The sequence below is a fragment of the Lacrimispora sp. genome (assembly GCF_046972725.1).
In the GTDB taxonomy this organism is placed as follows: Bacteria; Bacillota; Clostridia; order Lachnospirales; family Lachnospiraceae; genus Lacrimispora.
The window spans coordinates 1,536,274-1,561,888 of sequence record NZ_JBKVXF010000001.1 but is presented as its reverse complement, the minus strand read 5'-3'; the positions used below and the strand labels follow the sequence as shown (position 1 = coordinate 1,561,888).

General features: G+C 45.1%; 29 protein-coding genes. All 29 read left to right on the top strand.

The window, feature by feature from the left end; all coding sequences use genetic code 11:
* Positions 1-6 precede the first annotated feature (6 nt).
* Complete coding sequence (rlmH, locus tag ACLTWA_RS07455; protein WP_412326984.1) at positions 7-486, top strand: 23S rRNA (pseudouridine(1915)-N(3))-methyltransferase RlmH; 480 nt, start codon at positions 7-9, stop codon at positions 484-486.
* Positions 487-505: 19 nt separating this feature from the next.
* Positions 506-1,165: a pentapeptide repeat-containing protein gene (locus ACLTWA_RS07450; protein ID WP_412326983.1), complete on the top strand. Its 660-nt coding sequence runs from the start codon at positions 506-508 to the stop codon at positions 1,163-1,165.
* A gap of 182 nt (positions 1,166-1,347) precedes the next feature.
* A complete protein-coding gene (locus ACLTWA_RS07445) occupies positions 1,348-2,286 on the top strand; it encodes a M14 family metallopeptidase (protein ID WP_412326981.1) in 939 nt (312 codons plus the stop codon).
* The gene (locus ACLTWA_RS07440) at positions 2,283-3,218 is read left to right on the top strand and encodes a M14 family metallopeptidase (RefSeq protein ID WP_412326980.1); all 936 of its coding nucleotides are present in this window, start codon (positions 2,283-2,285) and stop codon (positions 3,216-3,218) included. Before ACLTWA_RS07445 ends, ACLTWA_RS07440 begins: the two co-directional genes overlap by 4 nt.
* A gap of 93 nt (positions 3,219-3,311) precedes the next feature.
* Entirely contained in the window at positions 3,312-3,851 is a 540-nt protein-coding gene (locus ACLTWA_RS07435; protein WP_412326979.1) for a DUF3877 family protein, read from the top strand.
* A gap of 25 nt (positions 3,852-3,876) precedes the next feature.
* Positions 3,877-4,413 (top strand): C40 family peptidase, encoded by a 537-nt coding sequence (locus tag ACLTWA_RS07430; RefSeq protein ID WP_412326978.1) that lies wholly within the window; start codon positions 3,877-3,879, stop codon positions 4,411-4,413.
* 134 nt (positions 4,414-4,547) lie between these two features.
* Positions 4,548-5,552, top strand: a complete 1,005-nt coding sequence (spoIIIAA, locus tag ACLTWA_RS07425; RefSeq protein WP_412326976.1) for a stage III sporulation protein AA — start codon at positions 4,548-4,550, stop codon at positions 5,550-5,552.
* On the top strand, positions 5,545-6,075 hold the full coding sequence (locus ACLTWA_RS07420; RefSeq protein ID WP_412326975.1) for a stage III sporulation protein AB: 531 nt from the start codon (positions 5,545-5,547) through the stop codon (positions 6,073-6,075). The genes spoIIIAA and ACLTWA_RS07420 overlap by 8 nt, the downstream gene beginning before the upstream one ends.
* 10 nt (positions 6,076-6,085) lie before the next feature.
* Complete coding sequence (gene spoIIIAC, locus ACLTWA_RS07415; protein WP_412326974.1) at positions 6,086-6,280, top strand: stage III sporulation protein AC; 195 nt, start codon at positions 6,086-6,088, stop codon at positions 6,278-6,280.
* Between the two features lie 8 nt (positions 6,281-6,288).
* Positions 6,289-6,675 (top strand): stage III sporulation protein AD, encoded by a 387-nt coding sequence (gene spoIIIAD / locus ACLTWA_RS07410; protein WP_412326973.1) that lies wholly within the window; start codon positions 6,289-6,291, stop codon positions 6,673-6,675.
* 17 nt (positions 6,676-6,692) lie between these two features.
* The gene (locus ACLTWA_RS07405) at positions 6,693-7,877 is read left to right on the top strand and encodes a stage III sporulation protein AE (RefSeq protein ID WP_412326972.1); all 1,185 of its coding nucleotides are present in this window, start codon (positions 6,693-6,695) and stop codon (positions 7,875-7,877) included.
* Positions 7,878-7,881: 4 nt separating this feature from the next.
* Entirely contained in the window at positions 7,882-8,538 is a 657-nt protein-coding gene (locus tag ACLTWA_RS07400; protein ID WP_412326971.1) for a stage III sporulation protein AF, read from the top strand.
* Positions 8,486-9,112 carry a stage III sporulation protein AG gene (locus ACLTWA_RS07395; protein ID WP_412326970.1) on the top strand — a complete coding sequence of 209 codons (627 nt, stop codon included), beginning with the start codon at positions 8,486-8,488 and terminating at the stop codon, positions 9,110-9,112. The genes ACLTWA_RS07400 and ACLTWA_RS07395 overlap by 53 nt, the downstream gene beginning before the upstream one ends.
* 15 nt (positions 9,113-9,127) lie before the next feature.
* Positions 9,128-9,970: a SpoIIIAH-like family protein gene (locus ACLTWA_RS07390; RefSeq protein WP_412326969.1), complete on the top strand. Its 843-nt coding sequence runs from the start codon at positions 9,128-9,130 to the stop codon at positions 9,968-9,970.
* Positions 9,971-10,048: 78 nt separating this feature from the next.
* A complete protein-coding gene (locus tag ACLTWA_RS07385; protein ID WP_412326968.1) occupies positions 10,049-10,435 on the top strand; it encodes an Asp23/Gls24 family envelope stress response protein in 387 nt (128 codons plus the stop codon).
* A 156-nt stretch (positions 10,436-10,591) separates the two neighbouring features.
* Positions 10,592-12,025, top strand: a complete 1,434-nt coding sequence (locus ACLTWA_RS07380) for a diguanylate cyclase domain-containing protein (RefSeq protein ID WP_412326967.1) — start codon at positions 10,592-10,594, stop codon at positions 12,023-12,025.
* A 106-nt stretch (positions 12,026-12,131) separates the two neighbouring features.
* Positions 12,132-12,575 carry a transcription antitermination factor NusB gene (nusB, locus tag ACLTWA_RS07375; RefSeq protein WP_412326966.1) on the top strand — a complete coding sequence of 148 codons (444 nt, stop codon included), beginning with the start codon at positions 12,132-12,134 and terminating at the stop codon, positions 12,573-12,575.
* Position 12,576: 1 nt separating this feature from the next.
* A complete protein-coding gene (gene xseA / locus ACLTWA_RS07370; protein ID WP_412326965.1) occupies positions 12,577-13,875 on the top strand; it encodes an exodeoxyribonuclease VII large subunit in 1,299 nt (432 codons plus the stop codon).
* A gap of 11 nt (positions 13,876-13,886) precedes the next feature.
* A complete protein-coding gene (gene xseB, locus ACLTWA_RS07365) occupies positions 13,887-14,099 on the top strand; it encodes an exodeoxyribonuclease VII small subunit (protein ID WP_412326964.1) in 213 nt (70 codons plus the stop codon).
* Positions 14,077-14,976, top strand: a complete 900-nt coding sequence (locus ACLTWA_RS07360; RefSeq protein ID WP_412326963.1) for a polyprenyl synthetase family protein — start codon at positions 14,077-14,079, stop codon at positions 14,974-14,976. The genes xseB and ACLTWA_RS07360 overlap by 23 nt, the downstream gene beginning before the upstream one ends.
* A gap of 16 nt (positions 14,977-14,992) precedes the next feature.
* On the top strand, positions 14,993-16,918 hold the full coding sequence (dxs, locus tag ACLTWA_RS07355) for a 1-deoxy-D-xylulose-5-phosphate synthase (protein WP_412326962.1): 1,926 nt from the start codon (positions 14,993-14,995) through the stop codon (positions 16,916-16,918).
* A complete protein-coding gene (locus ACLTWA_RS07350; RefSeq protein WP_412326961.1) occupies positions 16,915-17,730 on the top strand; it encodes a TlyA family RNA methyltransferase in 816 nt (271 codons plus the stop codon). Before dxs ends, ACLTWA_RS07350 begins: the two co-directional genes overlap by 4 nt.
* Before the next feature lie 11 nt (positions 17,731-17,741).
* Positions 17,742-18,599, top strand: a complete 858-nt coding sequence (locus tag ACLTWA_RS07345) for an NAD(+)/NADH kinase (protein WP_412326960.1) — start codon at positions 17,742-17,744, stop codon at positions 18,597-18,599.
* Positions 18,600-18,611: 12 nt separating this feature from the next.
* Entirely contained in the window at positions 18,612-19,061 is a 450-nt protein-coding gene (argR, locus tag ACLTWA_RS07340; RefSeq protein WP_412326959.1) for an arginine repressor, read from the top strand.
* A gap of 12 nt (positions 19,062-19,073) precedes the next feature.
* Positions 19,074-20,732 (top strand): DNA repair protein RecN, encoded by a 1,659-nt coding sequence (gene recN, locus ACLTWA_RS07335; protein WP_412326958.1) that lies wholly within the window; start codon positions 19,074-19,076, stop codon positions 20,730-20,732.
* Between the two features lie 116 nt (positions 20,733-20,848).
* Positions 20,849-22,123, top strand: coding sequence for a SpoIVB peptidase (gene spoIVB / locus ACLTWA_RS07330; protein ID WP_412326957.1), 1,275 nt, complete (start codon positions 20,849-20,851; stop codon positions 22,121-22,123).
* A 522-nt stretch (positions 22,124-22,645) separates the two neighbouring features.
* Positions 22,646-23,452, top strand: a complete 807-nt coding sequence (spo0A, locus tag ACLTWA_RS07325; RefSeq protein ID WP_412326956.1) for a sporulation transcription factor Spo0A — start codon at positions 22,646-22,648, stop codon at positions 23,450-23,452.
* 108 nt (positions 23,453-23,560) lie between these two features.
* Positions 23,561-25,006, top strand: coding sequence for a glycogen synthase GlgA (gene glgA / locus ACLTWA_RS07320; RefSeq protein WP_412326955.1), 1,446 nt, complete (start codon positions 23,561-23,563; stop codon positions 25,004-25,006).
* Positions 25,007-25,043: 37 nt separating this feature from the next.
* Positions 25,044-25,613 carry an HD family phosphohydrolase gene (locus ACLTWA_RS07315; protein ID WP_412326954.1) on the top strand — a complete coding sequence of 190 codons (570 nt, stop codon included), beginning with the start codon at positions 25,044-25,046 and terminating at the stop codon, positions 25,611-25,613.
* Positions 25,614-25,615: the final 2 nt, after the last annotated feature.

The window sequence follows — 25,615 nt, the reverse complement described above, 5'->3', positions numbered from 1 at the left end:
AATTTAATGAGGATAACGCTGGTTACGGTCGGTAAGATCAAGGAAAAGTTCTATACCGACGCCATTGCAGAATATACGAAAAGACTGAGCCGCTACTGTAAGCTGGACATCGTTCAGGTGCCGGATGAGAAGACACCGGACAATGCCGGTGAAGCTGTGGAGCGCCAGATCAAGGACAAAGAAGGAGAGCGGATCCTTTCTTCTATTAAAGATGGTGCCTATGTGGTGGCTTTGGCGATTGAAGGAGAGATGGTAAGCTCCGTAAAGCTGTCGGAAAAGCTCCGTGCCCTGGGAGTGGGGGGAACCAGTCAGATCGTGTTTGTAATAGGCGGTTCTCTTGGGCTGTCTGAATCCGTTTTAAGACGGGCGGATTACAAGCTGAGCTTTTCCCCCATGACCTTTCCCCATCAGCTGATGCGTGTAATTTTGCTGGAGCAGATTTACCGCAGTTACCGGATCATGAACGGGGAGCCGTATCATAAATAAGGAGAAGGAGAAACAAAGGATGGGTCAGAAATTTCTTACACCGATTCTAACAGGAGAACTGGAAGTGGTTCTTGAGAATATGGAAGAGCTGTTCCTTAGAAAGGACGATGACGAGGCAGTGAGGCATGTCCTGGTCCGGAATATCCACATGACGGAAGAGGAACTGTCCCACATGCGTTTTCAGGCTGTGGTATTTGAAAACTGCACCTTTCAGAACTGCAGTTTTGAAAGAGGGGAATTCAGTGATGTAATATTCCGTTCTTGTGACATATCAAACTGCAACTTTTCAGACAGTTACTTTAACCGTATGGAATTCCATGATTCCAAAGGAATTGGGGCTACATTTTGCGGAAGTACGGTTCTTTATTTGTCCGCAGCGAACTGCAATTTTGATTATGCCAATTTTGACGCTTCAAAATTGGAACATGTCCGCTTTACAGAGAGCCAGTTTCGGGGAACTTTTTTCACCCAGTGTCATTTAAAAGATGTGAAATGGGACAAGATGGTTCTTGAAAAAGCCAGTTTTTTTAAGACCTCATTAAAGGGGATGGATTTTACCACAAGCTCCATCCGGGGATTGCTGCTTTCCGATGACGGCAGGGAGATAAGCGGAGCAGTGGTGGATTTATATCAGGCGGCAGAGCTTTCCCGTTATCTGGGGGTAGTGATAAAGGAATAAGGTTTTCTGCAAAGTGTGGCGTGCATTGACAAAAACTTAAAAAAACGGTATATTATTTAACAGGCAACGGTGCTGGTCTGGCACCTGTTGTCATTTTTTGTGCAAGAAAGCGCTTGACGTTTGTCAAAGCCTGTTTTATTGTTAAAACAGGAAAAAAGCAGAAACAAAAGGTGAGGGGAATTATGGTAGAGACGGTTGTATCTGTTGGCCTGGCAGTAGGGGAAAACTGGAACATTTATAAAAACAGAATCCAGCCGCCAGTATTATATGGGAATGAAAAACGGTTGAGTATTGTAACCGGGGTTCATGGTGACGAACTGGAAGGACAGTTTGTATGTTATGAGTTAAACCGTATTCTGCAGGAGAATATAGAGCATTTAAAAGGAATTGTAGACATTTACCCGGCACTGAATCCTCTGGGGCTGGATTCCATTACCAGAGGAGTGCCTGGTTTTGATATTGATATGAACCGGATTTTTCCGGGAGATGAGGAAGGGGCGGTAACGGAGCATATCGCTTCCAGGATCATGGCGGACATATCCGGCTCGGATTTTTGCGTGGATATTCACGCCAGCAGCGTTTTTTTAAGAGAGATTCCTCAGATACGTATGAGCGAAAAGCGGGCCGATGCCCTGATTCGTTATGCAAGGCTGATGAATGTGGATCTGGTGTGGATTCACGAAAGTCCGGTGGTGTTGGAATCCACCCTTTCCCATGGATTAAACAGCATTGGTGTCCCTACGTTTGTGGTGGAGATGGGGGTCGGCATGCGTATCACCAAAAGCTACGGCCGCCAGCTGACGGACGGGATTTTTTGTCTCATGAAGGAGCTTGGTATCTGGGATGGGGAGACCATTACTCCGAAGAACCCTATGATTTCCTTAAACAGGAAACTGGGGCTGTTACATGCGCAAAAGCCCGGAATCTTTATTCCTCTGGTGGAGCATTTGGGGATAGTAGAAGAAAGACAGCCCATGGGACAGATATTAAATCCCCTTGACGGGTCTGTGGTGGAAGAGATCCTTTCCCCAATATCCGGACTTATATTTACCTTAAGAGAATATCCGGTGGTATCCACAGGTTCCCTGTTAGCCAGAGTGTTGGGAGGGGAAGAAGTATGAGAAAAGAAGCAGTTTTCACACTGAGCAACCTTTACCGGGACGATATGAATATATACGGGTACCACTTTGGAAAAGGAGATAAATCTGCCTGTATCATTGGGGCATGCCGGGGCAATGAAATCCAGCAGCTTTATATCTGCTCCCAGCTTATCCGGCAGTTAAAAGATCTGGAAGAGCGGGGAGCCATCGTAAAGGGCAAGGAGATTCTGGTCATTCCCACCATGAACACGTCTTCCATCAATCTTGGAAAAAGATTCTGGTCTGCCGATGATTCAGATATTAACCGGAGCTTTCCCGGAGACATGGAGGGAGAGACTACAAAGCGGATTGCTGCCGGTATTTTTCATGCGGTTAAGGAATACAGCTATGGAATCCAGTTTACCAGTTTTTATATTCCAGGTAACTTTATTCCCCATGTGCGAATGATGGATACAGGCCGTCAGAATCCAAGCCTTGCCAACCTGTTCGGTCTCCCTTATGTGGTTATCCGGGAAGCAAAGCCCATTGACAAGGTAACACTCAATTATAACTGGCAGTTAAATAACACCAATGCATTTTCCATATATACCAGCGGCACAGATAAAATCGACGAGCCGTCTGCTAAAATGGCAGTGGCATCGGTGCTGCGTTTTTTGACCCGCATGGGAATGATCCGTTATACCAGTCACAGCGGGTACATTGCCTCCGTTCTCCGGGAACATGACCTGGCCAGCGTCCGTACAGACTGTGCAGGGATATACCGCCCTCACTTTGAACCGGGACAGGAGGTAAGGCGCGGAGATGTGCTGGCGGAGATTTTTGACCCTATGGAGGGAGAAATCATAAGCCAGATTCTGGCTCCGGCAGAAGGAATCGTGTTTTTTGCCCATGCCCAGCCGCTGGTCATGGAGGGTGCCATTATTTATAAAATTATCCGAAGACTTCATCAGTAAGAGAAACATACTTGACTGGTATGGGTATGACTGTCTATAATAGACAGGGAGACAGCCATATTATAGGACAGGCTTACAGTTGGGAGAACGGATATGCAATATGCTTTTCTGGAGCAAATGCTCATTAATTCGATAAAAGAAGTGCAGATTAAATTGGGATATGAAAAAGAGGCCATCCGGTTTTATTATCCGGAAAAAGCTCTGTTTAAAATAGTGAAGATAAGCGGAGAGTCGAAGGAAGAAATAAAGGAATTTATGGAGGGCTTTAAAGAATATACAAAGGACAAGCTTGGCAGGCTTAAAATCACCAGGAACCAGGAACGCTTCTGTTTTGAGATTCCTGCAGAAGGTGTGGAATATGTATACAAAAATGTAGAAGATAACGGATTTTTAAGGGAATTCATTCAAGCCGTGGAAAAGCCCCATGCGACCCTTGATGACATTTTAAGTGTTTTTGGCAGATTTTCAGACGGAAGGATCATCTGTGAAAAAACGAATCAGGAGGAATGTGATTATATCATATTTTTTGAAGATGCGTCCTTTGACTATTACCGGTATTATTTAAAGTTTCATGAAAACCACGTGACATATCACCGGTTTCTGCTTGAAGAAGCTGTGGAGATGGGATTATAGAAAACGCCAGACAGGGAGAATATATATGCAGAGAAAGACATTGACAACAGTTTTACTATCCGGTTTTGTAATGATACTTGCAGGCAGCTTTCCTGCAAAGGCAGACACCCTTACAAATTCATCCATTCCTTTAGTGCCACCAATGCCCTTTGAGAAGCTGGCCGGGCCGGGAATGAATTTAAAAGGTCCTTATTCTCCGGGGGTTAGTTCAGCAAAAGGAGAAGAGGTTGCTAATTATGCCAGGCAGTTTCTTGGAAACCCTTATGTCTATGGAGGGACAAGTCTTACAGAAGGTGCGGACTGTTCCGGATTTGTTTTAAGCATTTATAAACAGTTTGGAGTGAACCTGCCAAGGACGTCGGAGGAGCAGGGAAAGGCCGGGACGGAAGTGGATGGCATTGAGAATGCAAGGCCCGGAGATCTGATTTCATACATAGGGCATATCGGGATTTATGCTGGAGGAAATAAGCTGATCCATGCAAGCGGACCAAAGGACGGAATCAAGATATCCAATTACGATTTTATGCCGGTTCAGTCCATCAGAAGAATTATAAACGAATAAATGTGAGCGCATCAGGTTTGGAATGAAGGACCTGATGCGCTTTTTTCGTTTCATAAGGGGAAAAGGACAGGCAGAAGTTTTTAAGGAATAATTTGTCCCACCATACATATATTGAGGTAAGAGGAGGGATGATGGTGGAAAGGAAAGACGAGCTTATTCATATATTTTCCAGGAACATAAGAGAGATTTTAAGCCGGGTATCCGTAGACTTTGATGAGGTTCAGGAAATCCGGCTCCGGGCCGCTGGTCCTCTTTTGATGGTATACCGGAACGAAGAATATTATGTGTCTCAAAGCGGAGCTTTAAGCAGGGAGCGAACGGATGCGTTTATAGTTGCCAAGAATGAATTAAAGGAAACCATGGAATACATGAGCAATCATTCCCTGTACGCCTTTGAAGAGGAGATGAAGCAGGGATTTATCACCATACAGGGAGGCCATCGAATCGGAATTGCAGGAAAGACCATTCTGGACGAGTCCGGCATCAAGACCATGAAGTACATATCTTTTATTAATGTCCGGCTGTCCCATCAGGTAAAGGGCTGTGCCTTGCCTGTTCTTCCCTATTTATATGAAGCAGGAAAGGAAATCTGTCATACGCTGATCATTTCGCCCCCAAGGTGCGGAAAGACTACCTTACTCAGGGATTTGATCCGGCAGGTGTCCAACGGTTCCAAAGACTATCCGGGCCTTACGGTCGGTGTGGTTGATGAGCGTTCTGAGATCGGAGCCTGTTATCAGGGAGTTCCGCAGAATGAACTGGGAATCCGGACCGATATTTTAGACTGCTGTCCAAAAGCAAAAGGCATGATGATGTTGATCCGGACCATGTCTCCCAGAGTGATCGCTGTGGACGAGATCGGAAGCAGAGAAGATTTAGAGGCCATAGAATATGTAATGAACTGCGGCTGCAAACTGATTGCAACGGTCCATGGCTGTTCCATTGAAGATATCAGGCAGAAGCCGGTTTTAAGAAAGCTGGTGGAAGAACGGATCTTTGAGCGTTACGTGATCTTAAACTGTCAGGGAAAGATCGGTAACATTGATCAGATCTACGACTCCAGGGGAACCCAGTTATATAAGGCACCGTATCATCCCGCAGGAGTGGGCTGGGACAGGCAGGAGTGTGTCTATGGATAGAACTTATATAAAGATACTGGGAGCGGCACTTGTAATTATCTCCTCTTCCGGACTGGGCTTTTACATGGCAGCCCAGTGGGGGGAGCATTTAAAAACCCTGGAAAAGCTAAAGAAGATGATCTTTTTGTTAAAAGGAGAGATCGTCTACGCCAATTCCCCTCTGACCGAGGCCTTTGAAAGAACCGGAAAAAAGGCGGGAGGCGGAATCGGTGATTTGTTTCTGGCAGTTTCGGAGCGGCTGATGGAGCAGCATGGAGAACCCTTTTTTACAGTCTGGCAGGACGAGATTGATAAGCTGCCAAAGGAGGTCTGTTTATCCAGGGAGGACAAACAGAATCTAAAAGGTCTGGGGGAACATCTGGGCTATCTTGATATGGATATGCAGGAAAGAAATATTCTGCTTTATCTGGAGCAGCTGGATTTATCCATCAATTATTTAAGAAAACATAAGCAGGAAAAAAGCCGTCTCTATACTACCCTTGGAATCATGGGCGGACTGTTCCTGACCATTGTAATGTATTAAGGAGGATAGCATGGGGGTCAATTTGATTTTTAAGATTGCAGCAGTTGGAATCCTGGTTTCCGTTATTTGCCAGGTTTTAAAACACAGCGGACGGGATGAACAGGCATTCTTAACAAGTCTTGCGGGACTGGTCCTGGTGCTGTTCTGGCTTGTGCCTTACATATACCAGTTATTTGAATCCATAAAGAATCTGTTTGCATTGTAGGTGAGCGTATGACAGTAGTGACGATAGCCGTAACAGGGATTGTGGCGGTGCTTTTGGCAGTTTCCTTAAAGGGAATGAAAGGGGAGTACGGAATCTATGTGGTCATGGCGGCAGGCTTTTTTATTTTTTTCTACGGTATGGGAAAGCTTACCACCATTTTAGATACCATGAAGGAGATCCAGTCCTACATAAAAATCAATAACATCTATCTGTCTACTCTGGTAAAAATGATTGGCATTACCTACATTGCAGAATTTGCTTCAGGAATTTGTAAGGATGCCGGTTATGGAGCCATAGGAACTCAGATTGAAATATTTGGAAAGCTGTCTGTCCTGGCAGTCAGCATGCCCATTCTACTTGCACTTATTGAAACGCTGCGGGTGTTTTTATCATAACAGAAGGGAGAAAGGCCATGAAAAGATTCACACGTGTTCTGCTGTGCCTGATGTTCATGATCTTTTTTTCCATGAATTGCTTTGCATCACAAGCCGATTCAAGAACGGATATGACCGGAGGCAAAACAGAGAGCGAAGATGTTGACCTTGACCAGTATGATCTGTCGGATATCCAGACATTTCTGGACCGCATGAATGGAAAACAGGGGCTGGATCTTTCTTTTAAAGATCTGATGAAAGACCTGATGGCCGGAAAGCTTGACCAGGTCATGGGACAAGTAGGCAATGCCATAAAAGATCTTTTGCTGGGAGAGATAAAAACGAGTGGCCATATGATGGGGCAGATCATTATTCTGGGAATCATTGGAGCGGTATTTTCTAATTTTTCCAGTGTGTTTGCAGGGAGCCAGATTTCAGAAACCGGTTTCTTTGTCACTTATTTGCTTCTTTTTACCTATCTTGCCGCCAGTTTTTTTACCAGTGTGACCATAGTGGGAGATGTGCTTGGGCAGATCATTGACTTTATGAGAGCGTTGCTTCCGGCCTATTTCCTTGCGGTGGCATTTGCGGGAGGAAGCGTAACAGCAGCAGCCTCTTACGGATTTACCCTGTTTGTCATTGCAGGGGTCCAGTGGCTGTTGGGAAATGTACTCTTATCCCTGATCCGCGTCTATGCGCTTCTTGTTATGGCAGGGCATATTGCAAAGGAAGACATGCTTTCAAAGATGACAGAGCTTTTAGAGCAGATCGTTTCCTGGAGCTTAAAAACACTGATTGGAATCGTGCTTGGTTTCCAGATCATCCAGGCAATGGTTCTTCCTTATGTGGATTCCATGAAAACCGGAGCGGTCCAAAAGCTGATCGGAGCAGTTCCCGGGATCGGACAGGGGGTAAGCTCTGTGGCACAGATGGTTCTGGGTTCCGGGGTGATCATAAAAAATACCATCGGTGCCGCCGGTATTGTGATCCTGCTTATCATAGCAGCTATTCCTTTAATAAAGCTTGTAGTGCTCATGCTGCTTTACCAGTGTGTGGCGGCCCTGCTCCAGCCGGTATGCGATAAGCGGATCGTTTCCTGTATTTCCGATATTGCCAAAGGTCACAAAATGCTGCTGTCCATTGCAGCCTCCGGCGTTTTGCTGTTTGTAATTACCATAGCGCTTGTATGTGCTTCGACCAACGTAACTTATTATTCCGGGTGAATCTATGGAACAATTATTTGAATGGATACGCAATATTACATATTATCTGATATTTATAACGGTTGTAACAAACCTTCTTCCAAATAGAAAATATGAGAAATACATCCGTTTTTTTGCAGGTATGGTCCTCATCCTTCTGGTTTTAAAACCTGTAACGGGAGGCTTGAGGCTTGATGATACCCTGGCTTATTACTTTGAAGCGATCAGCTTAAAAAAGGAGGCGGGAGAACTGACAGGTGAAATCTCTAAAATGGAAGGACAAAGGCTGAACAAGATGATCACCCGGTACGAGGAAGCTGTTTCAGAGGATTTAAAATCCATGGCAGAGTCCTCCGGCTTCGGCTGCAGAGAAGCAAAAGCAGAGATCAATCAGGATCAGGAAAGCAGCCGTTTTGGCCACGTGGTCCGGGTATCCATGGTGCTTACACCGGAAGCCTCAGAAACGGAGGCAAAAGCCGTTTCTGAGGCAGAATCAATTGCCCCCATTAAAAAAATACCGGAAGTGGAGGGGGTAAAAATCACAGAATCCAGGCCGGATAACGGAAATCAGAAGAGACAGGAAGAAAATTCACGATTATCAGGTCTTAGAAGACGAATTGCGGAATATTATGATTTGGAGGAACAGGATATTGAAATTCAAGTGGAAGATGGGAAAGGATAAATGGCTGATCCTGCTGGCGGTTGGAATGATTATCCTGATCCTTACGATTCCCTCCGGCTCAGGCATGATCCTGAAAGAAGGAAAGACAGCAGAAAGCAAAGGCCAGTCAGAATTGCAAAAAGGGCTTGTCACAGAGCCTTCAAACCAGGATGCGCCGGTGGCTGCAGGGGCAGACACGACTTATGAGGCACAGCTGGAGGCGAGGGTGAAGAAGATCCTGAAAACCGTAGATGGAGTTGGACAGGTGGAGGTGATGATTGTGCTGAAATCCTCAAAGGAGAAAGTTTTGAGGGTGGACAAAAACACATCGGATTCTTCAACAGATGAAAAAGACAGTTCCGGAGGAACGAGAAGAATAACCAGTTCAGAGCAGCAGGAAAGCACGATTTTAACCGGTTCAGGAGAAAATACCGCTCCAATTGTGGAGAAAGAGATAAGTCCAGAAATCGAAGGAATCATTATCAGTGCCCAGGGCGGAGGCAGTCCTACGGTAAAAGCTGAAATTTCCAGTGCCATGGAAGCATTATTTAACCTGCCCCCACATAAAATAAAAGTATTAAAGAGGGTGGAATAAAAAGGAGTGTCAGGTATGAGAAGTTGGAAAACAAGCAATGAACCAAATGTCCCTAAAACCCCAAAGAAAATGGATATGAAGAAACTGTTCCGGAGAAACCAGATTATCATTACCACGCTGGCCGTTATGATTGCCGCAGCCGGATATTTGAATTATGCCGGAAAGCAGGAAGTATCTTCGGATAATGATGTTTATGAAGCAGGACTTACCGATATATCCGAAGAAGATGTCTTAGCGGAGAATAATGCCCTTGACGGCAGTGGTACAGGTCAGGATATTGTAAGCCTTGACCAGGACGCTTCGGATGTGGATAAAATGGCTGCCGCAGAAAGCGCAGGAGTAGCAGATGATCAGGCAGCAGCAAATACAGAAGCCGCCGCAGAGAGCCTTGCAGCAGGGGAAACACAGGCAGCGCCCCAGCTTGCAGAAGGAGAAACACAGGCAGCAGATACCGGTCTTGATAATCCGGGAGAAGCTGTTTTAACAAGCGGAATGAATGTGACCGATTACATATCAAGTGTCCAGTTAAACAGAGAGCAGGTCAGAGCCAGGAACAAAGAGACCTTAATGAATCTGATTAACAATCCAAACATCGAAGAATCGGCAAAACAGCAGGCCATTCAGGAAATGATCGATATGACAGCCATTTCCGAAAAAGAAAGCGCAGCAGAGACGCTTCTTCTTGCCAAAGGCTTTGCAGATCCGGTTGTCAGCATTTCTAACGGAAAGGTAGATGTTGTCATCAATGCCTCCAGCATCACTGACCCGCAGCGTGCCCAGATCGAGGATATCGTAAAGAGAAAAGCAGAAGTTGGTGCTGAAAATATTGTCATTACTCTTATGAAACTGGAAGAATAAAAAGCCTTTGCAAAGGACGGACAATTTTGCTATAATAATTCCATAACCCGGAAATATTAAGTACAGGAGGGAATTGCTGTGGCAGAACTGGAAAGCAGAAATACTCACAAAGTATATGAAAAAGATAAAATCGGCGAAGTGCAGATCGCAGATGATGTGGTAGCTATCATCGCAGGTCTTGCTGCAACCGAGGTAGAAGGTGTAGATTCCATGGCGGGCAACATCACCAATGAACTGGTGGCTAAGCTTGGCATGAAAAACTTATCCAAAGGCGTTAAGGTGGAACTGACGGAAGAGCATGTATCCGTCGAACTGTCCCTGAATATCAAATATGGTTACAGCATACCTTCCGTCAGTGAGAAGGTTCAGGAAAAAGTGCAGGCTGCAATCGAGAATATGACGGGCCTTACGGTTCTGGATGTGAATATCCGGATCGCCGGTGTAGCTTTGGAAGAAAACAAATAGATGTAGCATCTATAGCGGGGGTGGACCACTCGGTGGTCCTTACCCCCGTTTTTCTTTTGATTTATGTAAGAAAGTTTATCTTGTAATGGAATTAGACAGGATTTATAATGAATCCTAAGTGTTAGGACAGGATGTTAAGGACAGGTGCTTTTTTATATGATCAATCATAGGGACAGGAATCATTATTTACCAAGGGTAATGGGGCTATTTGGTCTTGTGGTTTCGGTAATAATAGGGATTTGCGGATTAAATCTTTATTATTTCAGGGAAGTGGAAACCAGCCTGATAAAACAGACATACCGTGACTTGAAGCGGGAGAATGATAAGGTTTTAAACTATTTGCAGAGCTTTACAGAGGCGAAGCTTGAATGGCTTAAATTGTTTGCTTCCTACTGTGACCTGCCGGACGGTTCCGGCAATGAAACCTGGTGGGAGCTTGTGGAAGAATACAACAGCCAGGATTTTAGGCTCGGCGTGGCTGATTTAAAGGGAAATATCTATTACGGGAATCATAAATCCGGAAACATTTCCGACCGTACCTATTATCAGCAGGCCCTTAAAGGGAGAGAATCGGTTTCCAGACTGCTTCCAGGGGATTTTGAAGGACAGGATGGAATCGTACTTGCAGTCCCCATCGTAAGAGAGGAGCAGGTAAGGGGAGCCGCCTTTATGGAATATACGGTAGCGGAGTTTGAAACGTATCTAAACAATGCCCAGTTCAGTCCTTATGGTGTCAATTTCATATTTACGGAAACTGGAGAACTGCTGGTCTCAACCCCTTTTGCCGCCCGAAAAGGCACCATTTTTGAACTGTTAAAGAACATGGAGTACCGGAATGGACAGTCTTTAAAAAAGATGCAGGAGCTGGTGAAGAACGGACAGGCCGGCTACCTGATTTATTATGAAAATAACAACAAGCGGCTTTTGTATTTCCAGCCCTCCGGCATAGAACGCTTAATGGTGGCATCCCTTGTGGAAACGGAAGGATATGAGAGCGTGCTGCACCGGATCCGTGGACTGACCTTAGGCTTTATCACCAGTTCTACAGTCATGCTTGTATGTGCAGTTTTGCTGATTCTTGGCATCCTGCATTTACGGCAGAAGGAAGAAATGCGGGCGCAAAAGGATTATCTGACAGGAGTTTATACCAGGGAAACCGCCGGAAGGCTTGTGTCCCAGGGATTAAAAGGTGTGGGAAATAACAGGTTCTATGCCTGTATGTTTTTGGATATTGATGATTTTAAGAAAATCAATGACACCTATGGACATCACAAAGGAGATCTTGTTTTGGTAGAGGTAGGACAGATATTAAGTGCATGTACCAGACAGGAGGATGTGATCGTCCGGTTCGGCGGAGATGAATTCTGTATCTGGCTGTATGGAATGAGAGGCAGAAAGCAGCCGGAAGCCATAGCACAGCGGATTTTAAATGCGTTTAATATCTCAGGAAATATCCATGCCAGCATCGGCATTACGCTGGTGGGAGAACATGAAAACGATTACGATGCCATACTGAAACGGGCCGATGTGGCACTGTATCAGGCAAAAGGAAAAGGGAAGAACCAGTTTGCAATTGAACCTCAGCTGTAATATGGGGGTCAACAGGGCCTGTAAAATTTAAGTTGTATAAAAATCCCCATTAAGGTATAATAATTCCAAACGTCCAGAAAAATTACCAACAGGAGGACCATGGTAAATGACCAGAAGTAAAATGCGTGAACACTGCTTTAAGCTGCTTTTTTGTGCGGATTTCTATCCGGCAGAGGAAAAAGAGGAACAGCTTATCCAATATTTTGAGGAACCAATGGAGTATGACATAAACACAGAAGGGATAGAGGAAATCATCCACGATGTGGCTATGAGCGGTGAGAATGCCGGCCAGTTAAAAGAAAAGGCAGAAGCTGTCATGTTAAAGATCCCGGAACTGGATCAAAAGATCAATGAGGTGGCAGAAGGCTGGAAGACAAAGCGTATGGGCAGAGCCGAACTTACAATCCTCCGTCTAGCCCTTTATGAGATTTTATTTGATAAAGACGTACCGGAAAAAGTAGCCATCAATGAGGCTGTGGAACTGGCAAAAAGGTACGGCGGGAATGAAGCTCCGGCATTTATTAACGGAGTCCTGGCAAAGCTGGTGTAATATGGCTGGGGCTTATTCCGTTTCACAGGTCAATGCCTACATTAAGAATATGTTTGCCCAGGATTTTGCTTTGAACAAAATTTCCGTAAAAGGGGAAGTCTCCAACTGCAAGTATCACACATCCGGCCACATTTACTTTACCTTAAAGGATGGGAAGTCTTCCATCGCTGCAGTCATGTTTGCCGGATACCGGAAGGGGCTTTCTTTTCAGATGGAAGAAGGCCAGCAGGTGGTGGTGAAAGGAAGTGTGGAGGTATATGAGCGGGACGGACGGTACCAGCTCTATGCCCAGGAGATCACCAAAGAAGGGCTGGGTGATTTATTTGAGCGGTTTCAAAAACTGCGCAATGAATTGGAAGAGATGGGGATGTTTTCCCCTGAATATAAAAAGCCGATTCCCAGGTATGCAAAGACCATTGGGATCGTGACGGCTCCCACAGGAGCTGCGATCCGGGATATTATGAATATATCGGCAAGGAGAAATCCTTACGTGCAGTTATATCTCTACCCGGCACTTGTGCAGGGGGAGAGTGCAAAGGAAAGCATTGCAAAAGGAATCGGGGTTCTGGACCAGATGGGACTTGATGTTCTTATCGTAGGAAGAGGCGGCGGTTCCATTGAGGATCTATGGGCATTTAATGAAGAAATAGTGGCAAGGGCCATTTTTCAGTGTTCCACTCCTGTGATTTCTGCAGTTGGCCATGAAACAGATGTGACAATTGCCGATTATGTGGCGGACATGCGCGCGCCAACGCCCTCTGCGGCTGCTGAGCTGGCCGTATTTGATTACCGCCTGTTTGAAGAACAGATACAGTTATACCGAAACACCTTAAGTAAGACCATGGAGCGAAAGACAGAGCGTTACCGCTTCCATGCAGACCAGTATGGGCTGAGACTTAAATATTTTGACCCAAGACGGACTATCCGGGAGAACCGGCAGAGGCTTTCCGATATGGAAGAAAAGCTTCAGACGCTAATGCTTGCAAAGACCGCAAGGGATAAGGCAGAGGTGGCTGAATTTGCTCTCCGGTTCAAGAACCTGATGGAAAAGCAGGCAGTTCGGGACAGACACAGGCTGGAGTTGTTTACCGGCCGCTTAGAAGCCCAGTCTCCCTTAAAAAAGATCGGCGGCGGATATGGATTTGTAACCGATGAAAAAGGGCAGCGGATCGACTCCATAAAACAGGTGAAGAACGGAGACAGCATCCGCTTGAGAATCCGGGATGGCAGCATGGAAGCTGTGGTTTCCCGAGTCACTCCGAACCAGGAGCCAAAAGGTGGCAGTTTGGAAAGTAAATAAGGAGGCCGGCCATGGCAGCGAAAAAAGAAAAGACCATTGAAGAGACATTTACAGAACTGGAAGAGCTGATTAAAAAGCTGGAGAGCGGAGAAAGCTCTCTGGAAGAATCCTTCCAGTATTATGAGACAGGCATGAGACTTGTCAAGTCCTGCAATGAAAAGATAGATAAAGTCGAAAAAAAGATTATTGTATTAGAGGAAAATGGTGAAGACCGTGAACTTTAAAGAGATGTTATCTGTCCGGACAGAAGAAGTCCGGCAGGTGGTGGAAGCATACTTACCATCGGTGGAGGGATATCAGAAAACAGTGCTGGAGGCCATGGACTACAGTGTCCGTGCCGGAGGAAAGAGACTCCGCCCCATGCTGATGGAAGAAACCTACCGTTTGTTCGGAGGAAAAGGAAAAGAGATCGAACCCTTCATGGCAGCAATCGAGATGATCCACACCTCATCGCTCATCCATGATGACCTTCCGTGTATGGATAATGATACCCTGCGCCGGGGAATGCCTACGGCATGGGTCAAGTTTGGCTATGATATGGCAGTGCTGGCCGGAGACGGCCTTTTGATCTATTCCATGGAAACGGCAGCAAAGTCCCTGGCCCTGACGGACAGACCCGACAGGGTTGCCCGCTGTATGGGCCTTTTGGCAGAGAAGACAGGTATTTTCGGCATGATTGGCGGACAGACTGTTGATGTGGAACTTGCCGGAAAGCCGATTCCAGAGGATAAGCTTAACTTTATTTACCGCCTGAAAACAGGTGCGCTCCTGGAAGCCTCCATGATGATCGGAGCTATCTTGGGAGGAGCTGACGAAGAACAGTTAAAATTGGTGGAAAAGATCGCTTTGCTGGTTGGCATGGCTTTTCAGATTCAGGACGATATCCTGGATCTGACCAGCAGTGATGAAGTTCTTGGAAAGCCGGTATTAAGTGATGAAAAGAACCATAAAACTACCTATGTGTCATTAAATGGCATGACAAAGGCAAAGCAGGATGTGGAGATCATGTCAGAAAAGGCGGTTCTCTGTCTTCATGAACTTCCGGGAACCAACGAATTCCTGGAAGAATTGATCCGTATGCTGGTGAACCGGGAAAAATAAAGGATCTGATTAGAATATGATATTGGAATTAATAAACGGACCAGAAGACATCAAAAAGCTGGAAAAACAGGAACTTGATATCCTCAGTCAGGAAATCCGGGACTTTTTATTGGAAAAGATAAGCAACATTGGAGGCCATCTGGCCTCCAACTTAGGTGTGGTGGAACTGACCATGGCCATATATCTGGCCTTTGATCTCCCAAGGGACAAAGTCGTCTGGGATGTAGGGCACCAGTCTTATACCCATAAGATATTAAGCGGCAGAAAGGCGGCGTTTGATGATCTGCGCCAGTTCGGAGGCATGAGCGGTTTTCCAAAGAGAAAGGAAAGCCCCTGTGATGCTTTTGATACCGGACACAGTTCTACGTCTGTTTCTGCCGGCCTTGGTCTGGCGCAGGCAAGAGACGTACTGGGACAAGACCACTATGTGGTATCGGTGATCGGTGACGGTGCTCTGACCGGAGGTATGGCTTATGAGGCATTAAATAATGCGGCAAGAATGGAAAAGAATTTTATCATTATTCTCAATGATAATAATATGTCCATATCCGAGAATGTGGGTGGCATGTCTGCTTATTTAAGCGGCATCCGTACCGGAGACGGTTACCTGGATTTAAAAAAGCACGTCACCAATATTCTGTCCAGAATTCCCGTGGTTGGAGATTCCCTCATTGAGAAGATCAGCCGGACAAAGAACGGCATCAAGCAGCTTTTGATTCCTGGAATGCTCTTTGAGAACATGGGAATCACCTATTTAGGTCCGGTGGATGGCCATAATGTTAAGGCTTTATCCAGAGCTTTCCGGGAGGCCAAGAAATTAGATCATACGGTTCTGGTTCATGTGATTACACAAAAAGGAAAAGGCTATGCCCCGGCGGAGAGAAATCCCTCCAGATTTCATGGAGTGGAACCCTTTGACATACTGACAGGGGAACCAAAGAAGACAAAAAAGAACCCCAGCTATACGGATGTGTTTTCCAAAACTATCTGTAGTCTGGCAAAAGCCGATGAAAAGATCGTGGCAGTTACGGCTGCCATGCCTGACGGAACAGGCTTAAAGCGATTTTCAAAACAGTATCCGAACCGCTTTTTTGACGTGGGAATTGCAGAGGAACATGCAGTCACGTCTGCAGCCGGAATGGCAGCCGGAGGGCTGAAACCGGTGGTAGCGGTTTATTCCTCGTTTCTCCAGCGGGGATTTGACCAGGTGCTTCATGACGTCTGCATACAGAACCTGCCCGTGGTCTTTGCGGTTGACCGGGCCGGACTGGTGGGAAGTGACGGGGAGACTCATCAGGGCATCTTTGATTATTCCTTTTTATCCGCCATTCCCAGTATGAGTGTATTTGCACCCAAGAATATGTGGGAACTGATGGATGGATTGGAGTATGCCCTGTCCTATGGCGGTCCCATTGCGGTCCGCTACCCCAGAGGAGAGGCTTATCAGGGCTTAAAGGAATTCCGCGCTCCTATCTGCCATGGAAAGGGAGAGATGATCTATGAAGAAAAGGACATTGCCCTTCTTGCCGTTGGCAGCATGGTCAGTACCGGAGAACATGTCAGACAGAAGCTGAAAGCGGAAGGCTGGAGCTGTACGTTGGCCAATGGCCGTTTTATCAAGCCTTTTGATAAAGAACTGGTGGATCACCTGGCAAAAAATCACTGGCTCGTCGTCACCATGGAAGAGAACGTTCTTCAGGGAGGCTATGGCCTTACGGTCACCGGCTATATTCACGAGCATTATCCCCAGGTAAAGGTCTTAAATATTGCTTTGCCGGATTCCTATGTGGAACACGGCAACGTCTCTCTTTTAAGAAAGGGTCTGGGAATCGACAGTGATTCCGTCATCTGGCGCCTGAAAAAGGAATACCTTGATATGGAACGCCAGAATGCTGAATGGAAAAAATATAAAGACAAAGCAGGGGAAGAGAGCAGGGAATGAAAGAACGACTAGATGTGCTTTTAGTAAAGCAGGGGCTTGCAGAGTCCAGGGAAAAGGCCAAAGCCATCATCATGTCCGGGATCGTATACGTTGACGGGGACAAAGAAGACAAAGCAGGAACCATGTTTGCAGATACTTCTGTGATTGAGGTGAGAGGCAATACGTTAAAGTATGTGAGCCGGGGAGGCTTAAAGCTTGAAAAAGCCATGACTCATTTTGATGTGACTCTGGAAGGAAAGATCTGTATGGATGTAGGTTCTTCCACCGGAGGGTTTACCGACTGTATGCTGCAAAACGGCGCAGTAAAGGTGTATGCAGTGGATGTGGGCCATGGCCAGCTTGCCTGGAAACTCCGGGAAGATGAACGGGTGGTATGCATGGAAAAGACCAACATCCGGTATGTGACTCCGGAGGATATTGGAGATAAGATTGCATTCTCTTCCATTGATGTTTCCTTTATATCCCTGTCAAAGGTACTTGGACCTGTAAAGAACCTTCTTACAGAAGATGGAGAAGTGGTATGCCTGATTAAGCCCCAGTTTGAAGCAGGCCGGGAAAAGGTAGGAAAAAAAGGCGTTGTCAGGGAAAAAAGCGTTCACTTAGAGGTCATTGAAGCAGTGATTTCCCATGCTTCTGCGATTGGATTTTCTGTGCTTCATCTGGAGTTTTCTCCAATCAAGGGGCCGGAAGGAAATATTGAATATTTGCTTCATTTAAAAAACGGCCGGGCAGGTGAAGAACGGCCGGAAATACTTGCAGACCCGGAACGGATTGTAAGCGAGGCTCATGCAAAACTGAGTGAAGGCAGGTAAGGAGTTTTATTATGAGACATTTTTTTGTAGTCATGAATCCGGATAAAGAAGGAGCCAGAGAAACTGCAGAAGCGATTTGCCGTTATCTGACCGGCCATGGGACTGACTGTGTCATCGGAGAGAGCAATAAAAAAGAAAACTTTCCGGGCAGCCACTATACGGATTCCTCCGTGGTTCCGGAAAACACGGATTGCATCATCACCCTTGGAGGGGATGGAACCTTAATCCAGGCAGCAAGAGACCTGGCGGGGCGCAATATTCCAATACTGGGAATCAACCGTGGCACTCTGGGATATTTAACCCAGGTTTCCCGTTCTGAAGAGATGGAGCAGGCACTTTCTGCCCTGATTTTAGGAGATTATAAGCTGGAAGAACGAATGATGTTAGGCGGGACAATCCTTCGAAAGGGAGAGCCCATCTTTCGTGATATTGCCTTGAATGAAATCGTTATTATCAGAAACGAGCATTTAAAAGTACTTAAGTTCAAAGTTTATGTCAATGGAGAATATTTTAATGAGTACCGCGCAGACGGGCTGATTGCTGCAACACCGACCGGTTCTACTGCATACAATCTTTCTGCCGGCGGCCCCATTCTTGTGCCGGATTCAAAGATGGTGGTACTGACCCCGATCTGCTCCCATGTATTAGGTGCCAGAAGCATTGTGCTTTCCTCCGAAGACTGCTTGCAGGTAGAGATGATGGGGCAGGATGAAATATGCCAGGCAGCAGTATTTGACGGAGATACACAAACCAAGTTATATCCAGGTGATATCATTGAGATCGGCAGGTCGGAGATAAAAACCATTTTGGTTAAGCTGAAAAATATATCATTTTTAGATAACCTGCGCAATAAAATGACCGGTATATAAGGAGGAAACATAATGAAACTGGAACGACACAGCAAAATTGTGGAACTCATCGGAAAATACGAGATTGAAACTCAGGAAGAACTGGCTTATTATTTAAATAAGGCCGGATTTGCAGTCACTCAGGCTACGGTATCCAGAGATATCAGGGAACTGAAGCTTACAAAGGTCCCGGCTGAATCAGGAAAACAGCGTTACATGGTGCTCCAAAGCCAGAGCTCGTTCAGTGATAAATACATACGGATATTAAAGGATGGTTATTTATCCATGGACATGGCTCAGAACATTCTGGTCATTAAGACGGTTTCCGGTATGGCCATGGCGGTGGCGGCAGCCTTAGATGCCCTTCATTTTAATGAGATGGTGGGCTGTATCGCAGGAGATGATACCATTATGTGCGCCATACGAACCACAGATGATACCATACTTATGATGGACAAACTAAAAAAACTCATTACGGGATAAAGGAGGCGTGCCATGCTTTCAGAATTACACGTAAAGAACTTAGCCCTGATCGAAAAAGCCGATGTGGAGTTTAAAGAGGGATTGAATGTCTTGACCGGAGAAACAGGTGCCGGAAAGTCCATTATCATCGGCTCGGTCACCATTGCCCTTGGCGGCAAGGTACCCAGGGATATTATCAGAAAAGGGGCAGATTATGCCTACATTGAGCTGATTTTTACGGTCAGCGACCCGGAGAAGCTCCGTCTGTTAAAGGAAGCTGATGTTCATCCGGACGGTGACGGAACCGTAATTATTTCAAAAAAAATCATGCCCTCCAGGAGTCTGAGCAAAATTAACGATGAGACAGTGACTGCAGGAAAGCTTCGGGATATTACCGGTCTTCTCATCGACATCCACGGACAGCATGAACACCAGTCTTTACTCTACAAATCAAAACATCTTGAAATCCTGGACCGCTATCAGGAAAAAAAGTCCCATGACCTAAAAGAGAATATTGCGGGCGCTTACCGGGAATATAACCGGTTAAAGGAACGTCTCTCTTCCTTTGCTCTTGATGAAGAGACCAGGCTCAGGGAAATGGATTTTATCCGCTACGAGATCGAGGAAATCGAGAATGCCCAGCTAAAGGAAGGGGAAGAGGAGGAATTATCCTCCAGATACCGTCTTTTTCTTCATGCGAAAAAAATAACGGAAAGTCTGTCCTATGCGTATTCTGCAGTCAATACAGAGCTGCTCGGCCGTGCTTTAAAAGAAGTGGAATCGGTTGCTTCCTATGATGAAAGGATCTCTGTTATAAGAGACCAGCTTTTTGATGCGGATTCAATATTAAATGATATCAATCATGAAATCTCTTCTTATATGGAGGATATGTCATTTGATGAAGAAGAATACAGGCAGTTGGAAGAACGGCTTGATGTGATCCATAATCTGGAAGCCAAGTACGGAAAAAGCCTGGAACAGATTTTTGCAAATCTGGAAGAAAAAAGGGTCCGTCTTACAGAACTGGAAGATTATGACAGATTAAAACAGCAGACAGAGCAGGAAATCGTGGAAGCTGAGGATAAACTGGACGGATTATGCAGACAATTATCCTGTATGAGAAAAGAAACGGCAAAAGAGCTGACAAAAAAAATCAAAGCCGGATTAGAGGATTTGAATTTTATTGATGTAGAATTTTCCATGGAGTTTAAAAAGCTGGATCATTATACGGCTGCCGGTTATGATGAAGCGGAATTTGTCATTTCCACCAATCCGGGCGAGGAGCCAAAGCCGCTGGGCGCCGTTGCTTCCGGCGGTGAGCTGTCCAGAATCATGCTGGCTATTAAAACCGTACTTGCGGACTCTGATGATATACCGACTCTGATATTTGATGAGATTGATACCGGAATCAGCGGACGGACGGCTCAAAAGGTCTCTGAAAAGCTTTCCTATATAGCACAAAGCCATCAGGTAATCTTAATCACCCATCTGCCCCAGATTGCAGCCATGGCAGATGCACATTATGAAATTTTTAAAAAATCAGACGGCAGCAAAACGACAACTACCATTCGGACGCTTTCCGAAGGGGAGATGGTGGAAGAACTGGCAAGACTTCTCGGCGGAGCAGAAATTACAGAAGCAGTCAGAGAAAATGCCAGAGAGATGAAGCGGCTGGCCGGCACAAAAAAATAATGTCCAAAATTAAATGAATTCAACTAAAATATGACAGAGTGTTTTTACCGATTCCTCACATACTATGAGAGGAGCCAAAAAGTTGTCTCCTTTATTCTTCTAAGGAGGTATGTGAGATGGGTAAAAACAAAATTCATAAGCTTATCGTGAGGGTGTTCTGGATCAGCCTGGTCTTTTGTATCGGATTTTCCTGGTTCTATATGAAGCGTGTGATTCCCGACAAATTGAATATCGTAGCAGAGGAAGAAGAACAGTTTCACTTCTCCATGCCTTTTGATGTGACCCTTCATTCGGACAGTGAGGAAGTGGTGTTGAGCAATGGATCCAATATCCCTTCCGATCAGATCCACCTGCAATTAAACCAGCCGTTTTCTGTGTATTCCAAAAACCAGGGAAGCTATAAGCTGGGCTTAAAACTGTTTGGTTTCATTCAGTTAAAAGATATTCAGGTGAATGTCGTAGATACCAAATATGCCGTTCCATGCGGCACACCAATTGGAATCTACTTAAAATCCGATGGTGTCATGGTTATCGGTACCGGCGATGTGACCAAAAAAGACGGCATGACCGCAGAACCGGCATTTGGGATTCTGCAGTCCGGCGATTACATCGAAGCCATCAATGGAACTCCTTTAAAAGATAAGGAGACTCTGATCGGTGAATTAAATAAAATCGGTGTTTCGGAAGCAGTTTTGAAAGTCAGAAGAAATGGAGAAACCATCGATGTGAAGATGACTCCCATTGAAGCAGAAGACGGCACCTATAAGCTTGGAGTATGGGTACGCGACGATACCCAGGGAATCGGTACCATGACTTATATGGACATGAACGGCCAGTTCGGGGCCCTTGGCCATGGGATCAGCGACAGTGACACCGGTAATGTGGTGCAGATTACAGAAGGGGCTTTGTATGAAACTGCCATTATGGGAATAGAAAAAGGCAGCTTTGGCAAACCGGGAGTGATGAGCGGAATCATTTACTACGGACCTGGCTCTGCCCTTGGAACCATTACAGCCAATACGGAAGAAGGAATATTTGGAACTGTCAATGACCGTTTTAAACAAGGAGTGAAACAGGACGCCATACCCATTGGATACCGCCAGGATGTGAAAAAAGGCGTGGCATATATAAGAAGTGATGTATCCGGTAAGATCCGGGACTATGAAATTGAAATACAGCGTGTGGATTATTCGGCCACCCACAAAAGCAAAGGTATGGTGATAAAGGTCACAGATCCGGATTTGCTGGCACTGACCGGAGGAATCGTACAGGGAATGTCCGGAAGTCCCATTATCCAGGATGGGAAGCTGATCGGAGCAGTGACCCATGTATTTATTCAGGACTCAACGAGAGGTTACGGAATCTTCATAGAAAATATGCTGAATCACTAAAAACTAATAATGGAAAGAAAAGGACAGGATTGTAAGTGATTTTACAATGCCGTCCTTTTTTTTCTATTGAAATTAAGAAAATTTTTCAAAAATTGAACAACCAAAACAGATATAGTCGTTATTTTATTAGGAAGAATCTTAAGAAATGTAAGAGAATATTTGTTTTGATAATCAAAAAGTCATAATAAATGTTGGGAAAAATCCATTATTCTGATGATAGGCACTTTTCATTGTACCGGGAATATGTTAGTATAGAAAACAGAAGTGGATTTTTTTGCCGACAAGGAGCATCAAATTTCAACATTGGGAAAAACAGAGGGATGAAAACGAATCTATATACGGAAAGGCATTTTCCCTGTTCGACACAAAAAGAGAAATAGAAAAATTCAGAAATTCAGTGGCACAAAGCCCTTTTTGTCGAATTATGCGATAGAATAACATTGCGGCAAAAGCTGAGGCAAGATTATAATGGCTATACACTAGTTTTAATTTATATCTAAGAATCAGGAGGAGAGTATCAATATGTCAGAAATCAGTATTGCGATTGCGGATGATAACCTGCAGACCTTAAATCTGCTGAATGATATACTGGAAGGAGAGGAGGATTTTCATGTTGTAGGAAGAGCGGATAATGGCGAAGATGCTTATAACATGATTCTCAAAACAAATCCCGATGTTGTCTTATTGGATGTAATTATGCCGAGGATGGACGGAATAACGGTAATGGAACGGGTTCGGGGGAATGGTTCTGTTACAAAGATCCCGTCGTTTATTATGGTAACAGCGGCAGGAAGTGAGAATATTACCGAAGATGCGTTTCGAATGGGAGCAAATTATTACATAATGAAACCATTCAATAAGGAAATTATCGTCGATAAGGTTCGAAGAGTGGGACAGAGAAAGACGAAGGCTCCCAATCTGCAGGGAATGAAAAAAGTGAAGCCTTATGTCAATAAAACTGAATATATGGAGCAGAACCTGGAAAACGACGTGACCCAGATGCTCCATGAGATTGGTATTCCGGCCCACATCAAAGGGTACCAGTATCTTCGGGATGCCATTGTTATATCCGTGCAGGACCAGGAGATGCTTACCTCCGTAACCAAGATACTATATCCTTCAATTGCAAAAAAGCACCAGACCACTCCAAGCCGTGTGGAGCGTGCCATCCGCCATGCCATCGAAGTGGCATGGAGCAGAGGAAAGATGGATACCATCAACGATCTGTTCGGTTATACCGTAAGCACCGGCAAAGGAAAGCCGACAAATTCTGAATTTATAGCACTGATTGCCGATAAAATAAGACTGGATTATAAAAAACTTTCCTAAACTTTCCTAAATATAAAGGAAAGAGACTTCCTTATTTTCTTAAAATGAAGTATACTATATAGTAACAGATGCGCCATAAAAGGCGTAAAGGATAAGGGAGGTTTTTGGATGAAGAAGATTCTTTTCGTTGCATCGGAAGCAGTACCTTTTGTCAAAACAGGAGGTCTTGCAGATGTTGTGGGTTCCCTTCCCAAGTGCTTCAATAAGGAGTTTTTTGATGTAAGAGTCATGATTCCCAAATATCTGTGTATCAATGAGGAACTGAGAAACCAGATGACCTATATGAATCACTTCTACATGGATTATCTGGAACAGAGCAGATATGTGGGGATTCTTCAATGCGTTTACGAGGGTATCACCTTTTATTTTATTGATAATGAAGGATATTTTAACGGCTCCAGACCATATGGAGACAGTCTTTATGATCTGGAAAAGTTCTGCTTTTTTTCCAGAGCAGCTTTATCCTCACTTCCGGTCATTGGATTTCAGCCGGATGTGATACACTGTCACGATTGGCAGACTGCACTTATTCCTGTTCTGTTAAAAGACCGGTTTCATGAAGGCGAGTTTTTTCGCAGCATAAAGTCGGTGATTACAATCCACAACTTAAAGTTTCAGGGCGTATGGGATGTAAAGACCATACAGAGGCTGACTTCTCTGCCGGATTATTATTTTACTCCGGACAAATTGGAAGCTTATAAGGATGGAAACCTGTTAAAAGGCGGAATTGTCTATGGAGACGCTATTACCACAGTGAGTGATACTTATGCCCAGGAAATCAAGATGCCGTTTTACGGAGAAGGGCTTGATGGCCTGATCCGTGCAAGAGAAGGCAGCTTACGGGGCATATTGAACGGTATCGATTACGAGGAATTTGATCCGGAGACGGACACATACATCATACAGAATTATCACGCCGGGAACTTTTCCGAAGAAAAGGGAAAGAATAAGCTGGCTCTCCAGAAAGAGCTTTGTTTGTGCCAGGATGAAAAGATATTTATGGTGGGGATTGTCTCCAGGCTTACGGATCAAAAGGGTCTGGATCTGATCCGGTGTGTGATTGATGAATTATGTCAGGATCATATTCAGCTGGTGATACTTGGTACCGGGGAAGAGCGTTACGAAAACATGTTCCGCCATTACGCATGGAAGTATCCGGATAAGGTTTCCGCGAATATATATTATTCTGAGGCCATGTCCCATAAGGTCTATGCGGCCTGTGATGCATTTCTCATGCCGTCCTTATTTGAACCGTGCGGCTTGAGCCAGCTGATGGCACTCCGCTATGGGGCAGTACCTATTGTGCGGGAGACCGGTGGATTGAAAGACACGGTGGAACCGTATAATGAGTTTGAGAGCAGTGGAACCGGCTTCTCTTTTTCCAATTATAATGCCCATGAGATGTTAGACATTATAAGGTATGCACAGCGTGTGTACTATGATAAAAAGAAGGAGTGGAACATGCTTACGCACCGGGCCATGAAAAAGGACTTTTCATGGAAGAATTCTGCCGTGAAGTACCAGGAACTTTATGATTGGATCACCGGATGTTAAGCTGCTGATATTACAGAAAAGAGACGAGTGAATAAGAATGAAAAGCATGCATATCACCCAGGAAGAAAAGGAAGAAGCAATCAGATGGGCAGAAGATTCTTCCTGGGCAGAGCGGGAAGTTTACAGTGAGGATCTGCTGTATATGGATTGTGTTAAGGGGATTATAGATCATCCCGTATTCCAGTCCATGGAAAACTATATGCAGCATGGGGATACTACCTGCAAGGCCCATTGTATTAAAGTATCTTATATGAGCTACTGCATCTGCAGAAGGCTGGGCTGGGACTATCGTGAAGTTGCCAGAGCCGGTCTTCTTCACGATTTATTTTTGTATGACTGGCATACCCATGCCAAAGAGACCGGGGAACATTTCCATGGTTTTACTCATCCGAGAACTGCGCTTAATAACGCAGTAAAATACTTTGATTTGACAGAAAAAGAAAAAGATATGATCCTGCGCCATATGTGGCCGCTGACCCCGATTCCCCCGAAAAGCAGGGAGGGAATGGTAATTGTCTGTTCGGATAAATTCTGCGGCATGGTTGAAACTGTGGCCAGGTTCAAGCGTTGGATTTTATTCGGCTTTGGCTGGAAAAGCGCTGCATAAGA